The sequence below is a fragment of the Pseudomonas sp. TE3552 genome (assembly GCF_056278945.1).
In genome coordinates this window covers 3891848-3912468 of the sequence record NZ_JBWBQJ010000001.1, presented here as the reverse complement: position 1 = coordinate 3912468, position 20621 = coordinate 3891848, and the positions used below count along the sequence as shown (strand labels likewise).

General features: G+C 59.0%; 22 protein-coding genes and 1 tRNA gene. 16 read left to right on the top strand and 7 right to left on the bottom strand.

From position 1 onward, the window contains the following. Positions 1-121: 121 nt before the first annotated feature. Positions 122-595: a peroxiredoxin gene (locus ACZ9BB_RS17580; protein ID WP_476214853.1), complete on the bottom strand. Its 474-nt coding sequence runs from the start codon at positions 593-595 to the stop codon at positions 122-124. Between the two features lie 10 nt (positions 596-605). After that, positions 606-1166 (bottom strand): glycine cleavage system transcriptional repressor, encoded by a 561-nt coding sequence (locus ACZ9BB_RS17575; RefSeq protein ID WP_007898662.1) that lies wholly within the window; start codon positions 1164-1166, stop codon positions 606-608. A gap of 326 nt (positions 1167-1492) precedes the next feature. On the opposite strand from ACZ9BB_RS17575, the gene dapA reads away from it, so the two are divergent. The 8 genes from dapA to ACZ9BB_RS17535 all read left to right on the top strand — a co-directional run bounded on the left by dapA (position 1493) and on the right by ACZ9BB_RS17535 (position 7304). Continuing rightward, positions 1493-2371 carry a 4-hydroxy-tetrahydrodipicolinate synthase gene (gene dapA / locus ACZ9BB_RS17570; protein ID WP_007898664.1) on the top strand — a complete coding sequence of 293 codons (879 nt, stop codon included), beginning with the start codon at positions 1493-1495 and terminating at the stop codon, positions 2369-2371. Positions 2372-2388: 17 nt separating this feature from the next. Beyond that, the gene (bamC, locus tag ACZ9BB_RS17565) at positions 2389-3504 is read left to right on the top strand and encodes an outer membrane protein assembly factor BamC (RefSeq protein WP_476214851.1); all 1116 of its coding nucleotides are present in this window, start codon (positions 2389-2391) and stop codon (positions 3502-3504) included. A 4-nt stretch (positions 3505-3508) separates the two neighbouring features. Next, positions 3509-4267 (top strand): MBL fold metallo-hydrolase, encoded by a 759-nt coding sequence (locus ACZ9BB_RS17560; protein WP_476214849.1) that lies wholly within the window; start codon positions 3509-3511, stop codon positions 4265-4267. Positions 4268-4295: 28 nt separating this feature from the next. Beyond that, positions 4296-5009 carry a phosphoribosylaminoimidazolesuccinocarboxamide synthase gene (purC, locus tag ACZ9BB_RS17555; RefSeq protein ID WP_007898671.1) on the top strand — a complete coding sequence of 238 codons (714 nt, stop codon included), beginning with the start codon at positions 4296-4298 and terminating at the stop codon, positions 5007-5009. Positions 5010-5094: 85 nt separating this feature from the next. Next, positions 5095-5184 (top strand) — tRNA-Ser (locus ACZ9BB_RS17550). 315 nt (positions 5185-5499) lie between these two features. Then, complete coding sequence (locus ACZ9BB_RS17545; RefSeq protein ID WP_095630958.1) at positions 5500-5691, top strand: YegP family protein; 192 nt, start codon at positions 5500-5502, stop codon at positions 5689-5691. A 264-nt stretch (positions 5692-5955) separates the two neighbouring features. Further along, positions 5956-6882, top strand: a complete 927-nt coding sequence (locus ACZ9BB_RS17540; protein WP_476214846.1) for a LysR family transcriptional regulator — start codon at positions 5956-5958, stop codon at positions 6880-6882. A gap of 56 nt (positions 6883-6938) precedes the next feature. Next, a complete protein-coding gene (locus tag ACZ9BB_RS17535; RefSeq protein ID WP_476214845.1) occupies positions 6939-7304 on the top strand; it encodes a 5-carboxymethyl-2-hydroxymuconate Delta-isomerase in 366 nt (121 codons plus the stop codon). 3 nt (positions 7305-7307) lie between these two features. On the opposite strand, the gene ACZ9BB_RS17530 is transcribed toward ACZ9BB_RS17535, so the two are convergent. The 3 genes from ACZ9BB_RS17530 to ACZ9BB_RS17520 form a co-directional block, all read right to left on the bottom strand. Next, positions 7308-8243, bottom strand: a complete 936-nt coding sequence (locus ACZ9BB_RS17530; protein ID WP_476214843.1) for a LysR family transcriptional regulator — start codon at positions 8241-8243, stop codon at positions 7308-7310. A 147-nt stretch (positions 8244-8390) separates the two neighbouring features. Further along, on the bottom strand, positions 8391-9338 hold the full coding sequence (locus tag ACZ9BB_RS17525) for a DMT family transporter (protein ID WP_476214841.1): 948 nt from the start codon (positions 9336-9338) through the stop codon (positions 8391-8393). 15 nt (positions 9339-9353) lie between these two features. Further along, a complete protein-coding gene (locus tag ACZ9BB_RS17520; RefSeq protein ID WP_476214839.1) occupies positions 9354-10529 on the bottom strand; it encodes a cyanate transporter in 1176 nt (391 codons plus the stop codon). A gap of 425 nt (positions 10530-10954) precedes the next feature. Between ACZ9BB_RS17520 and ACZ9BB_RS17515 the strand changes: the two genes are divergently transcribed. From ACZ9BB_RS17515 to ACZ9BB_RS17490, 6 genes are all read left to right on the top strand, one after another. Next, positions 10955-12337, top strand: a complete 1383-nt coding sequence (locus ACZ9BB_RS17515; protein WP_476214838.1) for a glutamine synthetase family protein — start codon at positions 10955-10957, stop codon at positions 12335-12337. Between the two features lie 168 nt (positions 12338-12505). Beyond that, the gene (locus ACZ9BB_RS17510) at positions 12506-14155 is read left to right on the top strand and encodes a phosphoethanolamine transferase (RefSeq protein WP_476214836.1); all 1650 of its coding nucleotides are present in this window, start codon (positions 12506-12508) and stop codon (positions 14153-14155) included. Beyond that, positions 14152-14844, top strand: coding sequence for a class I SAM-dependent methyltransferase (locus ACZ9BB_RS17505; RefSeq protein WP_476214834.1), 693 nt, complete (start codon positions 14152-14154; stop codon positions 14842-14844). Before ACZ9BB_RS17510 ends, ACZ9BB_RS17505 begins: the two co-directional genes overlap by 4 nt. Positions 14845-14967: 123 nt before the next feature. Then, the gene (gene rnd / locus ACZ9BB_RS17500; RefSeq protein ID WP_476214832.1) at positions 14968-16101 is read left to right on the top strand and encodes a ribonuclease D; all 1134 of its coding nucleotides are present in this window, start codon (positions 14968-14970) and stop codon (positions 16099-16101) included. Then, positions 16098-16391 (top strand): YcgL domain-containing protein, encoded by a 294-nt coding sequence (locus ACZ9BB_RS17495; RefSeq protein ID WP_476214830.1) that lies wholly within the window; start codon positions 16098-16100, stop codon positions 16389-16391. The genes rnd and ACZ9BB_RS17495 overlap by 4 nt, the downstream gene beginning before the upstream one ends. 120 nt (positions 16392-16511) lie before the next feature. Next, complete coding sequence (locus tag ACZ9BB_RS17490) at positions 16512-17444, top strand: D-2-hydroxyacid dehydrogenase (protein WP_476214828.1); 933 nt, start codon at positions 16512-16514, stop codon at positions 17442-17444. A 78-nt stretch (positions 17445-17522) separates the two neighbouring features. Here ACZ9BB_RS17490 and ACZ9BB_RS17485 read toward each other — a convergent pair whose 3' ends face one another. Then, positions 17523-18116 (bottom strand): nitroreductase family protein, encoded by a 594-nt coding sequence (locus tag ACZ9BB_RS17485; protein WP_476214826.1) that lies wholly within the window; start codon positions 18114-18116, stop codon positions 17523-17525. A 277-nt stretch (positions 18117-18393) separates the two neighbouring features. On the opposite strand from ACZ9BB_RS17485, the gene ACZ9BB_RS17480 reads away from it, so the two are divergent. Together ACZ9BB_RS17480 and ACZ9BB_RS17475 are read left to right on the top strand one after the other, a co-directional pair. Continuing rightward, positions 18394-18843, top strand: a complete 450-nt coding sequence (locus tag ACZ9BB_RS17480) for a YcgN family cysteine cluster protein (RefSeq protein WP_052966452.1) — start codon at positions 18394-18396, stop codon at positions 18841-18843. A 95-nt stretch (positions 18844-18938) separates the two neighbouring features. Further along, the gene (locus tag ACZ9BB_RS17475) at positions 18939-20168 is read left to right on the top strand and encodes a hypothetical protein (protein ID WP_476214823.1); all 1230 of its coding nucleotides are present in this window, start codon (positions 18939-18941) and stop codon (positions 20166-20168) included. A 38-nt stretch (positions 20169-20206) separates the two neighbouring features. Here the strand turns inward: ACZ9BB_RS17475 and ACZ9BB_RS17470 are convergent, their stop codons facing one another. Further along, positions 20207-20584 (bottom strand): YgaP family membrane protein, encoded by a 378-nt coding sequence (locus ACZ9BB_RS17470; RefSeq protein WP_476214821.1) that lies wholly within the window; start codon positions 20582-20584, stop codon positions 20207-20209. Between the last annotated feature and the right edge of the window lie 37 nt (positions 20585-20621).

Below are 20621 nucleotides of genomic sequence, written 5' to 3'. Positions count from 1 at the left end.
GTGCTGGTTATGCGGTGAGGCTGATGGCCACATCCCGAGCAGGCTCGGTCCTACAGGGTTTACGCAAATCCTGTAGGAGCGAGGCTTGCCCGCGAAGGCGTCCGAACAGACGCCAGAATAATCAGGCCTTGTTCAACGCCTGAGCAGCAGCCAAAACCGCATCCACATGCCCAGGCACCTTCACGCCGCGCCATTCCTGGCGCAGCACGCCGTCCTTGTCGATCAGGAACGTGCTGCGATCAACACCCATGTATTCCTTGCCGTAGAGCTTTTTCAGCTTGATGACGTCGAACATCTGGCACAGTGCTTCTTCCTTGTCGCTGATCAGCTCGAAGGTGAACGCCTGTTTGGCTTTGAAGTTTTCATGGGATTTCAGGCTGTCGCGAGACACGCCGAAGACTTCGGTATTGGCGGCTTTGAAGGCTTCAAGCTGATCACGAAAACCCTGACCCTGGGTGGTGCAGCCCGGTGTGCTGTCCTTCGGATAGAAGTAAATCACCACTTGCTTGCCTTTGAGGCCCGCGAGGCTGACGGATTGCCCGCTGGTGGCGGGTGCTTCGAAGTCGGCAACCGGTTGGTCGATGGCTACGGCCATGAAAGCTTCCTTACATTGGGTTTTGTGGGCGCCACGGTTCAATCAGTGCGTCCAGGTTCATGGCGTCGGCGAAATCCAGGAACTGGTCACGCAGCCAGCTGATCTGGGTGCCTGCCGGCAAAGTCACGGTGAACGTGGCGTTGAGCATGGTGCCGCCGGTCTGTGGGGCCTGATAGGTGTCGCAGGTCAGGTTCTCCAGCTCGACGTTGTGGTCCATGAAAAACTGGCACAGCTCGTTGATGATGTCCGGGCGGTAGGCCGAGCTGACGTAGGCGACGTACGGCAGGGCCTGGGGACGGTTCTCCAGGGCTGCGCTACGCACCACGTTGACGGTGAAGGCGTGCCGTTTGGCCAGCACTGGCAGGCTGCCTTCGAGGCGCGCCAGGGCGTCCCAGCTGCCGGAGATTTCGAGGATCAGCGCACTGCATTCGCCATGGCGCGTCAGGCGAGAGGTGACTACGGCGCAGCGGTTTTCATGGCTGGCGCGGCACAGGACGTTGGTCAGCTCCATGGGGTTGGCGCCGAGGGCACTGATGACAAGGAATTGTTCGCGAACTGTGGGGGTGGACATGCAGCATTCCTAAAGCGATGAGCGGTCGATACTTCTATGCGCTTTTTTACCGGGGACGAGCCAGCGGATGCGAATTCAGAAAACCCGGCCGAAGGTTGCAACGTGCTCCAATATGGCGAGAGCGAGGGGTGGCAACGTTGAATCGGGGCTTGTGATGCCGAAAATGAAGGCTGGAACGCGGCGTACGAGCTTATCAGTACCGATCAAAGTCTGAAGGGTAGCGAAAAGCAGCGCCAAGGGGAATGGCGGCAGCGCAGTACTTCGCTTGTACAAGCATCTTGGCGCCAGTACCATTACCGCTCTCTTTTTCCGGCAGGAGCGGTTGCATGATTGCGGGCAGTATGGTGGCACTGGTCACACCCATGGATGCACAAGGTCGCCTCGACTGGGACAGCCTGAGCAAACTGGTGGACTTCCATCTGCAAGAGGGCACCAACGCCATCGTGGCGGTCGGCACTACGGGTGAGTCGGCCACGCTTGACGTGAACGAGCACATCGAAGTGATCCGTCGCGTGGTTGCCCAGGTTGCAGGACGTATTCCGGTGATCGCCGGTACGGGCGCCAATTCGACGCGCGAAGCGATCGAACTGACCACCAACGCGAAGAACGCTGGCGCCGACGCGTGCCTGCTGGTAACCCCTTATTACAACAAGCCGACGCAAGAAGGCTTGTACCAGCACTTCAAGGCGATCGCCGAAGCCGTCGATATCCCGCAGATTCTGTACAACGTGCCAGGCCGTACCGCGTGCGACATGCAAGCCGAGACGGTAATCCGCCTGTCGACCGTGAAAAACATCATCGGCATCAAGGAAGCCACGGGCGACCTGCAGCGCGCCAAGGACATCCTGGCGGGCGTGAGCAGCGACTTCCTGGTTTATTCCGGTGATGACGCGACCGCGGTCGAGCTGATGCTGCTCGGCGGCAAGGGCAATATTTCGGTGACCGCCAACGTCGCTCCGCGTGCCATGAGCGAACTGTGTGCCGCGGCCATGGCCGGCGATGCCGTCAAGGCCCGGGCGATCCACGAAAAGCTGATGCCGCTCAATAAAACCCTGTTTATCGAATCCAACCCTATCCCCGTGAAATGGGCACTGCATGAAATGGGCTTGATGCCGGACGGTATCCGTCTGCCGCTCACCTGGCTCAGCGCTGCCTGTCACGAACCGCTGCGGCAGGCCATGCGCCAGTCCGGCGTCCTGGTTTAATTGAGGAAGTACAACGCATGAAGCGAATGGCCGGACTTTCCGCACTTGCCTTGATTATCTCCAGCACCAGTGGCTGCGGATGGATCTGGGGCCCGGAAGGTTACTTCCGTGACCGTGGTAGCGATTACCTGGAAGCGCAACAGACTGCACCGATGCAACTGCCTCCGGATGTCAGCACCGCCAAGCGTCTGGATCCGCTGTTGCCGATCCCGCGCAATGTGGCTGACGATACCGCCAAGGGCGAATACACCGTGCCTCGTCCGCAGCCGCTGTCGGCAGCGGCTGACATCAGCGCCTACTCACTGCAGAAGAGTGGTGATTCGCGCTGGATCATGGCTCAGAATCCACCGGCCGAAGTCTGGCCCGTGGCCGTGCAGTTCTTCCAGGACAACGGTTTCCGCCTGGATGAACAACGCCCGCAAACCGGTGAATTCACCACCACCTGGCAGCATTCCGACGAACTGTCCGCCGCGATGGCCAAGCGCCTGAGTGCGGCGGGTGTCGGCGCCGACAGCGAAACCCGCGTGCGGGTGCGTATCGAGCCGGGCGTGCAGCGCAACACCAGTGAAGTCTATGTGGTCAGCGCCGAGCGTCCTGCCGGCAGCACCGCCAATGTGGATTTCACCAATCGTTCGGTTAACACAGGCCTGGACGCAGCACTGGTCGACGACATGCTCGCGAGCATGAGCCGCACGTCGGAGAAGGGTGGTTCCGTCTCCATGCTGGCTTCGCGTGATTTCGATACACCAAGCCGTGTCAGCCTGACCGAGGACGGCAGCGGCAACCCGGTACTCAACGTCGGTACCGACCTGGATCGTGCCTGGTCGAGTGTCGGTCGTGCGCTGGAGCAGGGCGAATGGCGTGTTGAGGACATCAACCGCAGCCTGGGCCTGTACTACATCAACCTCGCCGAAAAAGCCGAGAAAAAGGACGAGCAGCCAGGTTTCTTCGGCAGCCTGTTCGGCAGCAAGCCGAACAAGGAAGAAGTTGAAGCCCGCGCCGAGCGTTATCAGGTTCGCCTGAGCAAGGTTGGCGAGAACGTACAAGTCACCGTCGAGAAAAACATCAATACCGTGGCGCCAGCAGAAGTGGCGCGTAAAGTGTTGACCGTGATTCAGGACAACCTGGGCTGATCCCATGCGTTTTGCCGTTCTCGGCAGCGGTAGCCAAGGGAACGGCACGCTGATAGCCAGCGATGACACGTATGTACTGGTGGATTGTGGTTTCTCCCTGCGGGAAACCGAAAAACGCCTGCTGCGTCTGGGTGTGAACCCATCGCAGCTGAGCGCGATACTCGTGACCCACGAACATGCCGACCACGTGCATGGCGTGGGTTTGCTGTCTCGGCGTTACAATCTGCCTGTCTACCTCAGTCGCGGGACCCTGCGCGGGATGCGCAAACCGATTGAACCCGCAGGCCTTCTGGCTGGCGGCGAGCAACTGCAAATCGGCCCTCTGAGCATCGGTGTCATTGCCGTGGCGCATGATGCACAGGAGCCGACGCAGTATGTCTTCAGCGACGGTCAGCGGCGTTTCGGCCTGCTGACCGACCTGGGTTCATACTGCAACAAGGTACTGGACGGCTATCGGGACCTCGATGCGTTGATGATCGAGTCCAACCATTGCCGTGACATGCTGGCTCGCGGTCACTACCCGTACTTTCTCAAGCAGCGGGTGGGCGGTGAATTGGGACATTTGAACAACCATCAGGCGGCATTCCTGGTGGCCGAGTTGGGCTGGCAAGGCCTGCAACACCTGGTCCTGGCCCATCTGAGCAGCAAGAACAACCTGCCGCAGCTGGCCCGGCAATGTTTTGTCGACACCCTCGGGTGCGACCCGGACTGGCTGCAACTGGCCGATCAAGATTCAGGGCTTGACTGGCGACACATCGCCTAGCCCACCTACTTAGCAAGCGGAGCCCATCATGGAAAAACGTGAAGAACTCTACCGCGGCAAAGCCAAATCGGTTTACAAGACCGATGACGCTGACCGCTTGATCCTGCTGTTTCGCAACGACACCTCGGCGTTCGACGGCAAGCGCATCGAGCAGCTCGACCGCAAAGGCATGGTGAACAACAAGTTCAACGCCTTCATCATGCAGAAACTCGAAGCAGCCGGCGTGCCGACTCAATTCGACAAGCTGCTGGGCGACAACGAATGCCTGGTGAAAAAACTCGACATGATCCCGGTCGAGTGCGTCGTGCGTAACTACGCCGCCGGCAGTCTGGTCAAGCGTCTGGGCGTGGAAGAGGGCATGAAGCTCAACCCTTACACCTTCGAACTGTTCCTGAAGGACGACGCCAAGGGCGACCCGTTCATCAACGAATCCCACGTCGTGGCATTCGGTTGGGGCACTGCCGAGCAGCTGGTTCGCATGAAAGAACTGTCGCTCAAGGTCAACGAAGTCCTGAGCAAACTGTTCGACGACGCCGGCCTGCTGCTGGTCGACTTCAAACTCGAATTCGGCGTTTTCTCCGACGGTTCCATCGTCCTGGGCGACGAGTTCAGCCCGGACGGCTGCCGTCTGTGGGATAAAGCCACCGGCAAGAAAATGGACAAGGACCGCTTCCGTCAGGGCCTCGGTGACGTCATCGAAGCCTACGAAGAAGTCGCCAACCGTCTGGGCGTACCGCTTTAATCGACGCAAGCATCTGATAGCACGGAAAAAAATCGCTTAAGGGGGGTTCGCTTCCGGCGATTGTGCTGTTATGATGCGCGCCGTTGGAGAGATGCCAGAGTGGCCGAATGGGACGGATTCGAAATCCGTTGTACCTTCACCGGTACCTAGGGTTCGAATCCCTATCTCTCCGCCATACATAGAAAGCCCCGTAGATGAAAATCTACGGGGCTTTTTCGTTTGTGCAGATTTTTTATCCCCGCCATCCCAGGTTTTCAGCGTCGGATAAATCAGCCCAACAGCGTAAGAAAAAGATGCCTGTTCGCGAGAAAAGTGCCTCCACCGGGTCGCTTTAATTACCACCCCCTGTATTTGTTGATCGCTTCGTGAATCAAGGTTTTCCCTTCGAAATATCCCCTGACATTGAAAGACCTTGCCGCAAAAATTCCTCATCTACTCTGGTTCAGCAGGTCACTGACCTGTCGTAATCAGCAGTCGCAAGGAGCGATCAATGTATTTTGAGATTTACAGGCAAACCCGTGGTACCGCACAAACCGGCAAAGGCCAATGGCGCTGGCGATTGCGGGCGGGGAATCATGAAACGATTGCCAGTGGGGAGGCTTACGTCAACAAGTCTGATTGTGTGCATGCCATCAGTTTGATCAAAGGAACTCACGATCAGACTCCGGTCAGGGAAATATAGGCCCCGGGACGATGAAGCTGCTCAATGGGAGCAGCTTCGTTTTAACCGGGCGGTCTTACGGTTGTGAGTGGCCCAGTTTTCTTTTGATCAGGTCGTAGACTTCCTTGTGGGTCGCTTCCTGCCAGACGAACGACGTAATCAGGAAGGGACTGTAAGACGAAGCCGCTGTCTGCATTTGGATAAAACGCAAACTGCTTGAGTCGCATAGACGCCGATCGCGACACCTACCTAAACTGTCACCCGTCTGGGATCGGGGTGTAACGGATGAATCGCAACGAACTACGCAAGGCCGACATCAACCTGATGGTGGTGTTCGAGACATTGATGCTCGAACGCAATGTCACCCGGGTGGCGGAGAAGCTGTTCCTCGGTCAGCCGACCATCAGTGCGGCGCTGAACCGCTTGCGGACGATGTTCAACGATCCGCTGTTCATTCGAGTCGGGCATCGCATGGAGCCGACGGCGCGGGCCGAGGAGATCATTCAGCACCTGTCGCCGGCGCTGGATTCGCTGTCGGTGGCCTTGAGCCTGACCCACGATTTCGACCCGCTCAGCAGCACCATGACGTTTCGTATCGGGCTGTCGGACGATGTCGAGTTCGGCCTGTTACCACCGTTGCTGCGCACGTTGCGCCAGGAAGCGCCGAAGGTGGTGTTCGTGGTCCAGCATGTCGATTACTGGCGTATTCCCGACTTGCTGGCGTCTGGTGATATCACCGTTGGTATCAGCCAGACCCGCGGCCTGCCGGCCAATGCCAAGCGTAAATTGTTGCGACACATCCAGCCCAGTATTTTGCGCGCAGACGCCTCGGACACGCCGTTGACCCTCGATGAATATTGCGCGCGGCCGCACGTGCTGGTGTCCCACACCGCGAATGTCAGTGGCTACGCCGATGAATGGCTGGCGGAGATCGGTCGTACACGCCAGGTAGTGCTGTCCGTTCCGCAGTACAGCTCGTTGCCGGCTTTACTCGCCGGCACCGATCTGATCGCCAGCCTGCCGGATTACACGGCCGAGGCGATGGCCGCGTCCGGCCAACTGTTCAAGGAGCCGTTTCCGTTCAAGACACCGACCCTGGACCTGTCCATGGTCTGGCTCAGTCATGTCGACAGCGATCCGGCCGAACGCTGGCTACGCTCGCGTCTGGAGGCGTTCATGAGTGAGCGTGCGACTCTCGCGCCGTCCCAGTGAGTAGGGCGGCTCTGTGTTATATGTACGACCTTTCTTCCAATTTTCAGGAGCCCCTTATGCCCCACCTGCACATGGAATACACCGCCAACTTGCCCGAGTTGAATGCCGATCTGGCGTTGATGCGACTCAACAACGCGTTGGTCGCGTCCGGCCAGTTCGGTGCTGAGTTCGATATCAAGTCTCGTGCCGTGAAGGTCGAGACTTTCAGGGTGGGCACGGCACTGGGCGAGCGGGCGTTCGTGCACGTGAAGCTGGCGCTGTTGAGCGGTCGTTCGCCGGAGATCAAAAAGCAGTTGTCTGAAAGCCTGCTGGCCGTGGTGCAGGATGTGTGTGAGTGGCCGGCAGAAGTTGAGGTCCAGCTGTGTGTTGAAATCCTCGACATCGATCGAGAGTCCTACACCAAGACCGCCATCGGCCACTGAGTTTCAGGCCATTTCCTGTTCGGCACAGGCTTTGATCACTTGTTCGCGCAGCCAGGTGTTGGCGCTGTCCTGATCGGCGCCTTGACTCCATTGCATGTCCAGGGTGAAGCCCGGCAAGCCATTGGGCGCTTCGCAGTGATTGAAAATCGCCTCGTTGGTCAGCAATTGCTGGATGCGTCGGGGCAGCGTCAGGATGAAGTCGGTGCCGGTGATCATCTTCAACGCCGCGCTGTAGCTGTTGGAGCGCGCCACAATTTGCCGTTTGTGCGCCTGCCGTGCCAGCCAGCCGTCGACCATGTTGGTGGTGGACGTCCAGGGCGTCGGGAACACGTGCCGACGTTCAATGAACGCTTGCATGCTCAAGCGTGGTTCCAGCGGCGTGGCGCGTTTGTCGAAGACACAGACCAGATCATCCTTGAGCAGCATCCTGGAGTTGAAATCGGTATGGCTGCGATGAAAATTCGGGCCAAAACAGATCACCAGATCGAGACTGCCGTCACGCAGTTCTTCGTCCGGGATGTCGGTTTCGAACTTGTGCATGTTGATCACGACTGGCAGGTCGGCGAAATCGAAGCGCTTCAACAGGCGCGGCAGAATCAACTGCTCGAAGTATTCCGGCGCGCAGATGTTGAAGGTGATCGGTTGCAAGGTCGGATCGAATGTCGGTGCTGCGGCGTGACACAGGTTGATGCTTTCGAGGATCTTCAGCACATGGGTGTACATGCTGCTGGCTTTTTGGGTGGGGCGCATACCCGTGCGGGTATTGATGAATAACTCGTCTTCGAAACTGGTGCGCAGTTTTTTCAGGCAGTAACTCACGGTGGACTGGCTGACGCAGAGTGCTTCCGACACACCGGTGACGCTGCTTTGCTCATACACGGCGACGAACACCATGAGGTCTTGCATGTCGAGCTTTCTAAGCAAGTTACTGTTTAGCATCCGTTCTGTCTCGCTGTGCTCCTTGCGCTGACTGTGCGCAAACGTGTGCGAACGATCCTAACGGAACGATGGTGCCAAGAGAATGCCTTGTAGGACGTTTCATGGTCAGTTGTGGGACAGAAAATGTTGTGAACACGACCTCTGAATTCAATCCCCCGAAACATGGCCAGAGGCTTTTAACACCGTTTGCTGCGCAGGCATCGCGTTGCGGCTGGATATTAGCAGCGTCAACGTGCCGACGCCCACCAGCAATGCGCCGATGATTTCCAGGGCCAGTGGCGATTGGCGTAGCCAGAACCAGTGGAACAGCGTGATGAACAGGGTACTCAGGTAGATGTAGGAAATGACCGAGGAAGGGGCAATGACGCCAATGGCGCGATGCAGCAGCCAGAACGTCGCCAAGGTGGAGAACAGTGCCAGGTAGACCAGCCACCAAAGATCGCTCGCGGTCAGCAACGACACCGAACGCCAGCCGCCGCTGAACCCGCAGAACGCTAATAGAAACAGCGCGCCGAAGAGCATGTTCCAAAAGGTCATGCCCACCGGGCCGCGCCCCTTGAGGCTGTTGGCTTTGAGCCGTTGACTCAGGGGAGAGTAGAGCGCCATTGCCAGGCAACCGGCCCCGTACACCGACACCGCATACAGCGACGGCAGCTCGCCGGGGCCTGCGCCTTTCAACACCAGCAACACGGCGCCGGCCGCGGCAACCAGCATGGGCAACACGCGTTGTTTCAGGCTGCTGTCGGGTATAAGGAAGGCTTCGAACAGCAGCGTCAGCAACGGCACTAGAGTGAACATCGTCCCGGTGTTGACCGCCGAGGTGTAGCGCAGCGCTTCGAATAACGAGCCGAAGTACAACGCCAGCAGCATGCCAAGTACGGCATGACCGAACAGGCCGCCGACGGTCATGGTGGTATCACCCTTGAACAGCAGCAAAGGCAGAAACACCAGGGCGCAACACAGCAGACGCAACCCGGTCAGCAGAATCGGGTCGATAGCCTGGTTGACCTGGGCTGCGGCGGAAAACGAGACGGCGATCAACAGAGCCCAGAGCAGCATGCCGAGGTGAGCGGTAGCAAAACCTGTGCGTTTCATGATGGGGGTTCCGGGTCAGTGAATGTGTTTGGCGTAATGCCGCGGATCGAAGCGCAGAACCATCAGGATCATCAGCGCCATGACGCCCGTCAGTGACCACCAGGCCCATTCGAAACTGCCCAACTGATCGCGAATCATCCCGGCCATCAGCGGCGAGACGCCGGCAATCAAATAACCGATACCTTGCACGAAGGCGGTCAGCCCGCCCGCGCGCTGGGGATTGTCCAGATGATCCAGCGACACGATCAGGCTCATCGGGAACAGCCCGCCAATGCCCACTCCCAGCAGGCCCGGCCACAGCAGGCTCAGGTGTTGCGGGCTCAGAATCAGCCCGCAGAAACCGGCCATGATCAGCGTCAGCAACACCACCAGCACCAGGCGCCGGTCGCGGCTGCGATTGGCGATGGCGGGTGTTGCCAGCCCCGACAACACTTCCATGGCAGTCAAAAAGCCCAGCAACAAACCGGCCTGTTGTTCGCTCCAGCCTTTTTCCACGTAGTACGGTGCCAGCCAGGCCAGCACACAGGTGTAGGACGCCGTGCCGAGGCCGAAGAAGATTGCGAGTAACCAGGCGCGGGAATAAGTGAAAAAGGACTCTTTGCGGGTACTCAGTGTCGGCATTTCCGAGCGTTGAGCGCACCAGAACAGCAACGCCACCAGCGCCAGCGCCGCCCAGATCGCCAACCCCACGCGCCAGCTATCGGTACGGGTCATCACCAGCGGCGCAAACGACGCCGCGATTGCTGCGCCGCCCATGATCGACGTCACATAGAGGCCCATGCACACGGAAACGTTGTCGCTGAAACGGGACTTGATCAGGGCTGGCATCAACGCCTGAATCAGCGCAATGCCAATACCGGCCAATACCGCACTCAGGATCAGTTCCGCCGCCGAATCGAGGAACAGCCGCGACGCGGTGGCCAGGCCGATGATCAGCAGCGACAGCACCACGGTGCGCTGCTCGCCCAGGCGTTGACTGATACCGATACCGAAGAACATCGCCAGTCCCATGGCCATGACTGGCAGCATGGTCAACAGCGACGCGAGGCTGAAACTCAGCGGGATGTCACTGCGAATGGCTGACAGCAAAGGACCGACAGCGGCCATGGACGGACGCAAGTTCAGGGCGACAAGAATGATGCTGAACATCAGCCACAGGGCAGGACGGGAGGTTGCGCGAATGTTTTCCATGATCGGACCTGCAGGAACAAGGCGCTGATTAGGCGCGCGAGCCCCGGAGGCCGCAAATCAGAAAGTCTGGAACGGTATTTAGAAATTAAATACCTGTACCACACTCCAAAATTCCTGTGGGAGCGGGCGTTTGGATGATCGATTGTTTAGTCTGTCCACACCCAAGGTTCTTCAAATCCCGATTTAACGACTTAACCGCCCGTGTGACGCTGCGACTCACCTGTTTCCTTTGGTTTTCTCTATGGACGGTTGTCCAGTCGCACTTCCCTCCGAACTGGCCTTCTGGGCGCTGTGGCACTGCCGTCACGCTCGCCCGCCGGATTCCTGCCTCTCCCGTTGATTGTTCTGACAGGTCCCGCGCCGTGCGCCGGGATCAAATTGGCGGCGCCTGTGCGTTTGCCTGACGCGGATAGACGAGAATTCCCATGAGCTGTGCCACGACATCCTTCGCCACGAAAGAAGAAGCCCTGACCTTCCTGGAGCACAATCCCGATATCGAGATGTTCGAACTGTTCATCCTCGACAACAACGGTGTGCCACGCGGCAAGTTGCTGCATCGCGATGAGTTGCTGGCGGTGTACGAAAGCGGGCGACCACTGCCAAGTACCATTCTGGGCCTGACCATCAATGGCGATGACGTGGAAAACTCCGGTCTGGTCTGGGACGTCGGTGATATCGATTGCCGCGCCTACCCGATCAGCGGCAGTTTGCAGCGCATGCCGTGGCGATTGATTTCCACGGCGGCGGTGCAGGTCAGCATGCATCCGCAAGAGGGCATGCCCGCCACCATCGCCGATCCACGGCACGTGCTGGCCAAGGTCATCGAAGGTTTGCAGGCTGACGGTTATTACCCAGTGATGGCGGCGGAGCTGGAGTTCTATCTGCTGGATCAGCAGCGCGGCAGCAACGGTCGGCCGCAACCGGCGCGGGATGTCGATGGCGCCCGGCCTCGTGGAACTCAAGTCTATGGCCTGCGTGAACTGGAGCAGATCGAGCCGTTTCTGGCCGAGCTCTACAGTGCCTGTAAACTTCAGGGCATCCCGGCGCGCACGGCGATTTCCGAATACGCGCCGGGGCAGGTGGAAATCACCCTCGAACACCGCATCGACGCCTTGCAGGCGATGGACGACGCGGTGCGTTACAAACGCCTGGTCAAGGGCGTGGCCCACAAGCACGGGATGGCGGCCTGTTTCATGGCCAAGCCGTTCGATGACCTGGCCGGCACCGGCATGCACATGCACGTCAGCCTGGCGGACAAGGACGGCAACAACCTGTTCGCCAGCGAAGCCCCGGACGGCACGCCACTGCTCAAGCAAGCGGTCGGCGGGATGCTCGTCACATTGCTCGATTCATTGCTGCTGTTCTGTCCGAACGCCAACTCTTATCGCCGTTTCCAGACCAACAGCTACGCACCATTGGCGCCCACCTGGGGCGTGGATAATCGCACCGTGAGTTTGCGAGTGCCCGGCGGGCCGGCGTTCTCCCGGCATATCGAGCACCGAATCTGCGGTGCCGATGCCAATCCGTATCTGGCGGCCGCGGCGATCCTGGCCGGAATTCATCGTGGCATCCGCGAGCAACTTGACCCTGGGGCACCGGTCGAGGGCAACGGGTACGCCCAGGCCACGCAATTGTTGCCGACCGACTGGTTGACCACATTGCGTGCGCTGGAGGCTTCGAGCTGGGCGCGGGAGGCATTGGGGCGTGAGTTTCTTGGCGTGTATATGGCGGTGAAGCGTGCCGAATACCGGCAGTTCATGGGGGAAGTCGGTGAGCAGGACTGGCGCTGGTATCTGCATCAGGCCTGAATCAGCTTCACCAGCGTTGAAAGTTTGGGCCTGATGCTATTAGCCAACTATTCGTTGGCTTCTTTTTCACGAAAAATTGATGGTTGGCTGCTTAAGATTTGTGCTGTCGTGGTAAATGAAATTTTCACATTTACCGCAGACACTTCTTTTCAGGAACCGCCGATCATAATGTTGAAGCTCAAAGCCGTTCGCCCCGAATGGGTGACGTTGATTGCCAGCGCCTTTTTATTGGCCGGGTTCAACTTAGTACTCTGGCAGCACCTCTTCGAGATCACCGCGGCAGACGGTCAAGGCATCGTCATGCGTGTTGCTTTCGGGATGATGATCCTGGCTGCCTTCAACATTGTGCTGACCTTGCTGGCATTCCGGCCGGTGCTGAAACCTTTGTTGACGCTGATCTTTTTGATCAGTGCCGGCGTGGCTTATTTCATGAGCCAATACGGTGTGCTGATCGACGCCGGGATGTTGCGTAACTTCGCAGAAACCAACGCCACAGAGGTACGCGACTTACTGTCTGTGAAGTTGTTTATTTATATCGTGCTTCTTGGGGTTTTACCGTCGTGGTTGTTGTGGAAGACTCCGGTCAATTACCGTCGCTGGCATCGCGAATTATTAAGTAAAGTGCTGGTGAGTGTCGCATCGGTTGCGGTAATCGGCGGTGTGGCATTGGTCAATTATCAAGGGCTGTCGTCGTTATTTCGCAATCACCATGAGTTGCGTCTGATGGTGGTGCCGAGCAACTACATCGGCGCCTCGGTCGGCTACCTGCGTGAGCAAGTGGTGTCAGCGCAGCAACCCTTTATCAAACTCGGTGAAGATGCCCAGAGAAATCCCGCCTGGCAAACCCACGGCCGTAAATCCCTGACGGTACTGGTGGTGGGCGAAAGCGCCCGGGCCGAGAACTTCGGGATTCTGGGTTATGACCGCGACACCACCCCCAAACTGAGTAAAGAAGCCGGCCTGATCGCCTTCACCGATGTGCATTCTTGCGGTACGGAAACGGCCGTGTCGGTGCCCTGCATGTTCTCCAACATGGGCCGCAAGGATTACAACGCCAGCAAGGCGAAGAACGAGGAAGGTCTGCTGGATGTGCTCAAGCACGCCGGTCTCGAGGTTATCTGGCGGGATAACCAGTCGGGCTGCAAAGGCACCTGCGATCGGGTTACTGTCGACGATGTGAGTAATCTGAAAGACCCGGCGCTATGTGCCGACAGTGAGTGCCGCGATGAAATTCTCCTGCAGGGGCTGCAGCACTTTATCGACACGCTGGATAAAGACACTGTGCTGGTGCTGCACCAAATGGGCAGTCACGGTCCGGAATATTTCAAGCGCTACCCCAAAGAGTACGAACACTTCACGCCGGTGTGTGAAAGCAATGCGCTGAACAATTGCAGCCGCGAAAGTATCGTCAATGGCTACGACAATACGCTGGTCTACACCGACCACGTGCTGTCGAGCCTGATCGATCTGTTGCGCAGCAACCAGGACAAAGTCGATACCGCGATGCTGTACCTGTCGGACCATGGCGAATCGCTGGGCGAATACAACCTGTTCCTGCATGGCACGCCTTACATGCTGGCGCCGGAACAGCAGAAGCATGTAGCGATGCTGGCGTGGTTCTCCGACAGCTATCAAAAGGCCTTCTCGGTAGACACCCATTGCCTGCAACTGAGTCGCGAAAAGCCCTTGAGCCAGGACAACCTGTTCCATTCGATGCTCGGCCTGCTGGAAGTCAGCAGCAAGGTCTATGACCCGCAACTGGACATGTTTGCCGGATGCCGCGGCGCAGTGATCGATGGGGTGCTGGCCAAAAAATGAGTGATTCGACCTTTTTTTCACGTGGCGACCCCGCGCCTCCCCCATCCGCCGTCGAACTCGAGTTCGCCCGGCGCTACGATCAGGAACACGCTCGCGTCTGCCATCAGCCGCGACCGCGTGGCCTGGGGGGGCGTTTGACGTTCTGGCGCGAAGAGCAATTGGTGCGTAACGCGCTTCAGGTCGCTGGCGAACCGGGATTGATTCTTGATGTGGCCTGTGGTGCCGGGCGCTTCTGGCCGGTATTGGCCGAGCATGCGAACCGGGTGATTCTCGCGACCGATCCGTCTCAGGACATGCTTGATCACGCCCGCACCCATCATCCGCCGCACCTGCTGAAGCGGATCAAGACCTTTCAGAGTTCAGCCTTCACCATTGGTTTGTCGGAGAACGCAGTTGACTGCATTTTTTGCATGCAACTGTTTCAACGCATCGCCAGTCCCGAACACCGGTTAGCCATGCTGGGCGAGTTTCACCGGGTCAGTCGCGATACCGTGATTGTGGCGGTGCGGGTCGATACGCGTTTCATGCTCCGCCGATCATCTGCACAGGATGCACAGATCCAGCCGCAGGCCAGCAAGGCCGAGCTTGAGGCCGAGTTCAGGCAGGCGGGTTTCTGCTTGCTCCGCCATCAGGACTTCCTGCCGGGTTGCGCGCGGATGCGGGTCTACGTGCTGCGTAAGGGCAGCTAGTCTCCACCTGTCAGACAATTCTTGTTGGCCGGCAGGCATTTTCGCTAAAGCTCTTGTTCAGTGAATGCGCGGAAATCGCCGGGGGCGATATATACTGCGCGCCATTCTTCAAGGGAGAGCCGTGTGGCCATCGATATTCACTGGATTCGCGACAACGATAGCCTCGGTCGGTTTTGCGCCGAGTGGCAGCAGCTGCCATTCGTTGCGCTCGACACCGAATTCATGCGGGTCGACACCTTTTACCCGATCGCAGGCCTGCTGCAGATCGGCGATGGCGTACGCGCTTACCTGATTGACCCACTGACCATCGACAACTGGCAGCCCCTGGCGGCGTTGCTGGAAAACCCGGCCGTGGTCAAAGTCCTGCATGCCTGCAGCGAAGACCTCGAAGTCCTGCTACGCCTGACCGGCAGTCTGCCGGCGCCATTGTTCGATACCCAACTGGCCGCCGCTTATCTGAACCTGGGTTTTTCCATGGGTTATTCGCGGCTGGTGCAGGACGTGCTCGGCATTGACTTGCCCAAGGGCGAAACCCGTTCCGACTGGCTGCAGCGTCCACTGTCCGACACGCAAATCAGCTATGCCGCCGAAGATGCCTTGCACTTGGCGGAAGTTTTCGTACAGCTGCGTCCGAAGCTTTCTGACGATAAATACGCCTGGGTCCTGGAAGACGGTGCCGAGCTGGTCGCCAACCTGCGCCGCGAGGTTGACCCCTATGAGGTCTATCGCGATGCCAAACTGGCCTGGAAGCTGTCCCGCGCCCAACTCGCCGTGTTGCGTGAGCTCTGCGCCTGGCGCGAACGCGAAGCCCGCGCCCGTGATCTGCCGCGCAACCGCATCGTCCGGGAACATTCCCTGTGGCCGCTGGCGCGTACGCAACCGGATAACCTCGGTGCGTTGGCGAAAATCGAAGACATGCACCCGCGTACCGTGCGTCAGGACGGCGAATTTCTGCTTGATCTGATCAAGCGCTCTGGCAGTGTGTCGCCTGATCAATGGCCGCCGGCGGTGCCAGAGCCGTTGCCGGTGGAAGCCGCCGCGCTGGTCAAGCAGTTACGAGCGATCGGCCAGGCCGAAGCCGAGCGCCTGAACATCGCGCCGGAGCTGATGCTGCGCAAGAAAACCCTGGAAGCGCTGCTCAAGAGCGGCTTCCCCAATGGTCCCTACCAATTGCCTGATTCGCTGCGTGGCTGGCGCCGCGAATTGATGGGCCAGGCGCTGCTCGACAGCCTGGCCACCGCCGGAGAACAGCCTTGAAACGTATTTGCTCCATCTATCGAAGCCAAAAGAAAAACGAGATGTACCTCTATGTGCTCAAAAGCGATGCACTGGAACGCGTCCCGGAAAGCCTGATGGCTGCCTTCGGCAAACCGCATCATGCTTTCGATCTGGTGCTGACCCCCGAGCGCAAGCTGTCGCGTGAGGACATCACCGTGGTGCTGGAAAACCTGGAAAAGCAGGGTTATCACCTGCAAATGCCGCCGGCCGAAGACGAATACATCGAACACTTGCCGGAAGAATTGTTGCGACGCAACGACCCGATGTAATCAGCAGACAGGCTCTATTCAGAGCCTTTATGAAACACTGGAATGATTTTGGCGATGGCCAGGGCGATGGAGTGATACTCCGTCGGCGGCCGTCTGCACTGTTTTTGAAAGGTTTGAACCATGCGCGTTCTGATTGCTGAACACGACCACCCTGTGTATGCCCAACTGTTGCGTCAGGCGGCGCCTGATCTGGAAGTACTGACCAGCGGTGACTCCGCCGAACTGGCCCGTCAGGCCGCCGACTGCCCGGTCTGGCTCGGTCAGCCGGACCTGCTGGCGACACTGTTGCGTCAGGGCCACACGCCGGCATGGCTGCAGTCGACCTGGGCCGGCATCACGCCGTTGCTGGCCGACGGCCTGCCACGGCACTATCGCCTGACTCGCGCGGTAGGGATTTTCGGTCAGGTCATGGCCGAATACGTACTGACTTACATGCTCGGCCACGAGCGCGAAGTACTGGCGCGCCTGGTCAGCCAGGTCGAGCGCAAATGGGACAACCGCCAGGGTCAAAGTCTGGCCGGACGCAAGGTGTTGATCGTCGGCACCGGTGACATCGGTCAAACCGTGGCGCAGTTTCTGCTGCCGTTTGGCGTCGAGTTATATGGCATTGCCAGCGAAGCCCGCGAGCAGACGCCGTTTGTCGAAGTCGGTGCGCTGAGCGACTTGCCGCGTCTGGTCGGTGAAGTGGATTACGTCATCAATCTGCTGCCGAACACCCCGAATACTCATGATCTGTATAACGCAGCCCTGTTCAAGCAGTTCAAGCCGACCGGGTTGTTCATCAACGTTGGGCGTGGTGTGGCGGTGGTCGATGCGGACCTGGTGGAGGCCTTGAAGGAAGGGCATCTGGCCGGGGCCGTGATCGACGTCTGCCGTCAGGAGCCGCTGCCACAGCGTCATCCGTTCTGGACCGCATGGGGGCTATTGTTGACTGGCCACAGTTCGGCGCCGACCTCACCACCGATGATGGTGGATCTGTTTGTCGAGAACCTGCGGGCGTATCAGGCGGGCAAAGCATTGCGCGGGGAAGTGGATTTCGCGCGCGGGTATTGAATCCACCGCTTACTTGAATATTGTGCAAAACCTGTGGGAGCGAGCAGGCTCGCTCCCACATTGGTTCTATGCTGTGGCTTAGAGGGTGAAGTCGCCTTCAGTCGCCAACTCGCTCAACGGGCGACGCGGGCTTGGCTCTTCGCGCGCTTGCAGGTAATCCGCCAGCGTCGCCTTGTCACCCAGCTTGCCGATCGCTACGGCCGCGTGCAGCGCATAACCTTCAGGAATGTTCAGCTCCTTGCGGGTCAGTTCCTGATCGAAACCGGCCATGCCATGGGTATGCCAGCCGCTGATACTCGCTTGCAACGCCAGGTGGCCCCAGGCCGAACCCGTATCGAAGGTGTGCCATAGCGCTGGTGTTTCTTCAGTGGCGCCAGGTATCGCGAAGGTGGTTTTCGAAACGACGATCACCAGCGCCGAAGCGTGCTGCGCCCAGCTGCGGTTGAACTCGTTCAGCAAGCCCAGGTAACGCTCCCAGTTCGGCGTGTCGCGACGCGCATACAGAAACCGCCAAGGCTGCGAGTTGTACGCCGATGGCGCCCAGCGCGCGGCTTCGAAGAAGCTCAGCAGGGTCTCGACGGGAATGGTTTCGCCGGTGAAGGCACGGGGCGACCAGCGATCGGTGAACTGAGGGTGAATGGCGTAGTCGGCAACGCGTGGATTAGCACTCATCAAGAGATTCCTTTACGTTTGAAAGTGAGGGTCGTCTGAAACCTGCGGGCGCAGTCGAACTGAGCGATGCGGTTTTTCGAGAGCCTGGGTAGTTCACCTGAATGCAACGCAGTTGAGCGTTAATGGCATTTGAGCATGGCTCCTTGCGACGGCAAAGCTACTTGGCGACGCTATAACTGACAAGTTCCGTTGTACCGATAGTCGCCAATGCTTGGCCCGCCGGTGCCTTGGCACTAGACTGGCGGCCTTTTCACCACCTGATGTCGATGCTTGAACCATGGCCGCCAAAGTCGAACCGTTCTGGATACGCAAAACCCTCGATCAACTCGATCAAGAGGAATGGGAGTCGCTGTGCGACGGCTGTGGCCTGTGCTGCCTGCAAAAGCTCGAGGATGAAGACGACAACGCGGTCTACTACACGCGCATCGCCTGCAAACTGCTGGACCTCAAAACCTGTCAGTGCACCGATTACCCCAACCGCCGCGACTTTGTGCCCGATTGCATTCAGCTCACGCCGGGCAAGGCCGATGAGTTCAAATGGCTGCCGCCGACCTGCGGTTATCGACTGGTCAGCGAAGGCAAGGACCTGCCGCTCTGGCATCACCTGGTGTGCGGTGATCGCGAGGCGGTGCATCACGAACGTATTTCCCAGTCCGGGCGCATGCTCGCCGAGGGCAGCGTGGCCGAAGATGATTGGGAAGATCATCTGATTTTTCGCGCGGGTTAATTCATTGCCGCCACACAATCGGCAGTGATTACAAGAATTTTGGGCCGCTACGCAGCCCGGCGCGAGCAAGCTCGCTCGCCACAATAGGGGTGTGTATGGCGGTGGGAGTGCTGCGGGCGTTGACTGTCGGGTTGCTGGCCCTGAGTTCGCCCGTGTGGGCGGCGAAGAAAGTCGATCTGGATTATCACGTGCGCCTGTTGCCGCAAAGCGATCAGGCCGAAGTGCGCCTGACCCTGGCTCAAGGCTCGGCGGTGCGCAGTCTGGATTTTGACTTGGGCGACGGCAGTCACTACAGCGATTTCAAGGCCGATGGCCAATGGCAGCTCACACCGGGCAAGCAGGCCCGTGGTGTCTGGCGCCCGGGCGCCGACAAGGCCAGCCTGACCTACCGCGTGCGCATCAGCCATGGGCGCAAGAGCGGCAGCTTCGACACGCGCATGACGCCAGCGTGGGCGCTGATGCGTGGCGATGACCTGGTGCCCGCGGCCAAACTCGATCAGCAGGACGGTATCGAGTTGGTGTCACGCCTGGAATTCGAATTGCCCACCGGTTGGAAAAGCGTCGAAACCGCTTGGCCGCGGATCGGCAAGAACAAGTTCCGCATCGATAACGTCTCGCGCCTGTTCGACCGTCCTACCGGTTGGATGCTCGCCGGTAACCTCGGTAGCCGGCGTACGCGACTGGGGGAAACCGAAGTCACTGTGGCCTCGCCCCAAGGCCAGGGCATGCGCCGCATGGATGTTCTGACGTTGCTGACCTTTGTCTGGCCGCAAGTGCAGGAAGTTTTTCCGCGTCACCCCAGCAAACTGCTGATTGTCGGCGCCAATGACCCGATGTGGCGCGGCAGCCTGGGGGCCCATGAATCGATCTACCTCAATAGCCGTCTGCCGCTGGTCAGCGAAAGTGGCACCAGTGCCTTGGTGCGCGAATTGGCTCAGGTGTTCGGGCGGATCAACGACAGCCAGCGCAGCGACTGGATCAGTGAAGGGTTTGCCGAGTATTACGCCATCGAACTGGTGCGCCGCGCGGGCGGCATGAGTGATGAGCGGTATGAGAGCCTGCAGAGCAAATTGACCAAAGCCAGCCAAAAAGTCACGACGTTGCGCGGGGAGAAAATCGACCCGGCGCAGGTGGCCAAAGCGGTGGTGTTGCTACAGGAACTGGATCGCGAGATTCGCCTGAAGACCCGCAACAAGCGCTCGCTGGACGATGTGCTGCGTGGGGCGATGCATTTGGAGCGTGTCGATACCAAGGAATTCGTTCAGCTCAGTGAGAGCGTTATTGGCGAGCCTTCCAAGGTGCTTGATACCGGGTTGCTTCAGTAATATCGCCTTCGCGGGTAAGCCTCACCGCAAATTCCGGATCAAACCCCGGCTTTCGGCGACTTCAAAGAATCATTACCGGTGACTGTGGCAGTGTTGGTCGCCGCTTTGGCATTCGCCTTCAACTGGCTCAACTCTTCCCCGGCCCGCTCGATCCTGGCCCGCACGTTGTTCATGTCCTGACGGCTTTTTTCCAGAAAACTTTTCGCCGAACTGTGCCCGGTGATACCGCGAGCCAGGGCCACGCCGCCAATCGCCACTTGAATCAACCCGAACACCCCACCGCGACGCAGGCCCTTGCCGACCATCACCACACCGCCGGCCAGAGAGCCGATACGCTCCCACCCCTGGACGTTTTGCGTGGGCTGAGTCTGGAACGGGGTGGACTCGATAGGCTCTACGCGTTTGAGGTCGCTCATGATCTGTCTCCAGGCGTTAGGTGTAGATAGATAAGCT

Excerpts from the sequence above, each read along its gene's own strand:
- ACZ9BB_RS17520 (WP_476214839.1), bottom strand. The coding sequence starts at position 10,529 with ATGGAAAACATTCGCGCAACCTCCCGTCCTGCCCTGTGGCTGATGTTC.
- ACZ9BB_RS17480 (WP_052966452.1), top strand. The coding sequence starts at position 18,394 with ATGGCCGCCAAAGTCGAACCGTTCTGGATACGCAAAACCCTCGATCAA.
- bamC (WP_476214851.1), top strand. The coding sequence starts at position 2,389 with ATGAAGCGAATGGCCGGACTTTCCGCACTTGCCTTGATTATCTCCAGC.
- ACZ9BB_RS17560 (WP_476214849.1), top strand. The coding sequence starts at position 3,509 with ATGCGTTTTGCCGTTCTCGGCAGCGGTAGCCAAGGGAACGGCACGCTG.
- ACZ9BB_RS17470 (WP_476214821.1), bottom strand. The coding sequence starts at position 20,584 with ATGAGCGACCTCAAACGCGTAGAGCCTATCGAGTCCACCCCGTTCCAG.
- ACZ9BB_RS17530 (WP_476214843.1), bottom strand. The coding sequence starts at position 8,243 with ATGCTAAACAGTAACTTGCTTAGAAAGCTCGACATGCAAGACCTCATG.
- ACZ9BB_RS17545 (WP_095630958.1), top strand. The coding sequence starts at position 5,500 with ATGTATTTTGAGATTTACAGGCAAACCCGTGGTACCGCACAAACCGGC.
- ACZ9BB_RS17515 (WP_476214838.1), top strand. The coding sequence starts at position 10,955 with ATGAGCTGTGCCACGACATCCTTCGCCACGAAAGAAGAAGCCCTGACC.
- ACZ9BB_RS17510 (WP_476214836.1), top strand. The coding sequence starts at position 12,506 with ATGTTGAAGCTCAAAGCCGTTCGCCCCGAATGGGTGACGTTGATTGCC.
- dapA (WP_007898664.1), top strand. The coding sequence starts at position 1,493 with ATGATTGCGGGCAGTATGGTGGCACTGGTCACACCCATGGATGCACAA.
- ACZ9BB_RS17575 (WP_007898662.1), bottom strand. The coding sequence starts at position 1,166 with ATGTCCACCCCCACAGTTCGCGAACAATTCCTTGTCATCAGTGCCCTC.
- ACZ9BB_RS17535 (WP_476214845.1), top strand. The coding sequence starts at position 6,939 with ATGCCCCACCTGCACATGGAATACACCGCCAACTTGCCCGAGTTGAAT.
- ACZ9BB_RS17475 (WP_476214823.1), top strand. The coding sequence starts at position 18,939 with ATGGCGGTGGGAGTGCTGCGGGCGTTGACTGTCGGGTTGCTGGCCCTG.
- ACZ9BB_RS17525 (WP_476214841.1), bottom strand. The coding sequence starts at position 9,338 with ATGAAACGCACAGGTTTTGCTACCGCTCACCTCGGCATGCTGCTCTGG.
- ACZ9BB_RS17540 (WP_476214846.1), top strand. The coding sequence starts at position 5,956 with ATGAATCGCAACGAACTACGCAAGGCCGACATCAACCTGATGGTGGTG.
- ACZ9BB_RS17490 (WP_476214828.1), top strand. The coding sequence starts at position 16,512 with ATGCGCGTTCTGATTGCTGAACACGACCACCCTGTGTATGCCCAACTG.
- purC (WP_007898671.1), top strand. The coding sequence starts at position 4,296 with ATGGAAAAACGTGAAGAACTCTACCGCGGCAAAGCCAAATCGGTTTAC.
- ACZ9BB_RS17505 (WP_476214834.1), top strand. The coding sequence starts at position 14,152 with ATGAGTGATTCGACCTTTTTTTCACGTGGCGACCCCGCGCCTCCCCCA.
- ACZ9BB_RS17485 (WP_476214826.1), bottom strand. The coding sequence starts at position 18,116 with ATGAGTGCTAATCCACGCGTTGCCGACTACGCCATTCACCCTCAGTTC.
- ACZ9BB_RS17580 (WP_476214853.1), bottom strand. The coding sequence starts at position 595 with ATGGCCGTAGCCATCGACCAACCGGTTGCCGACTTCGAAGCACCCGCC.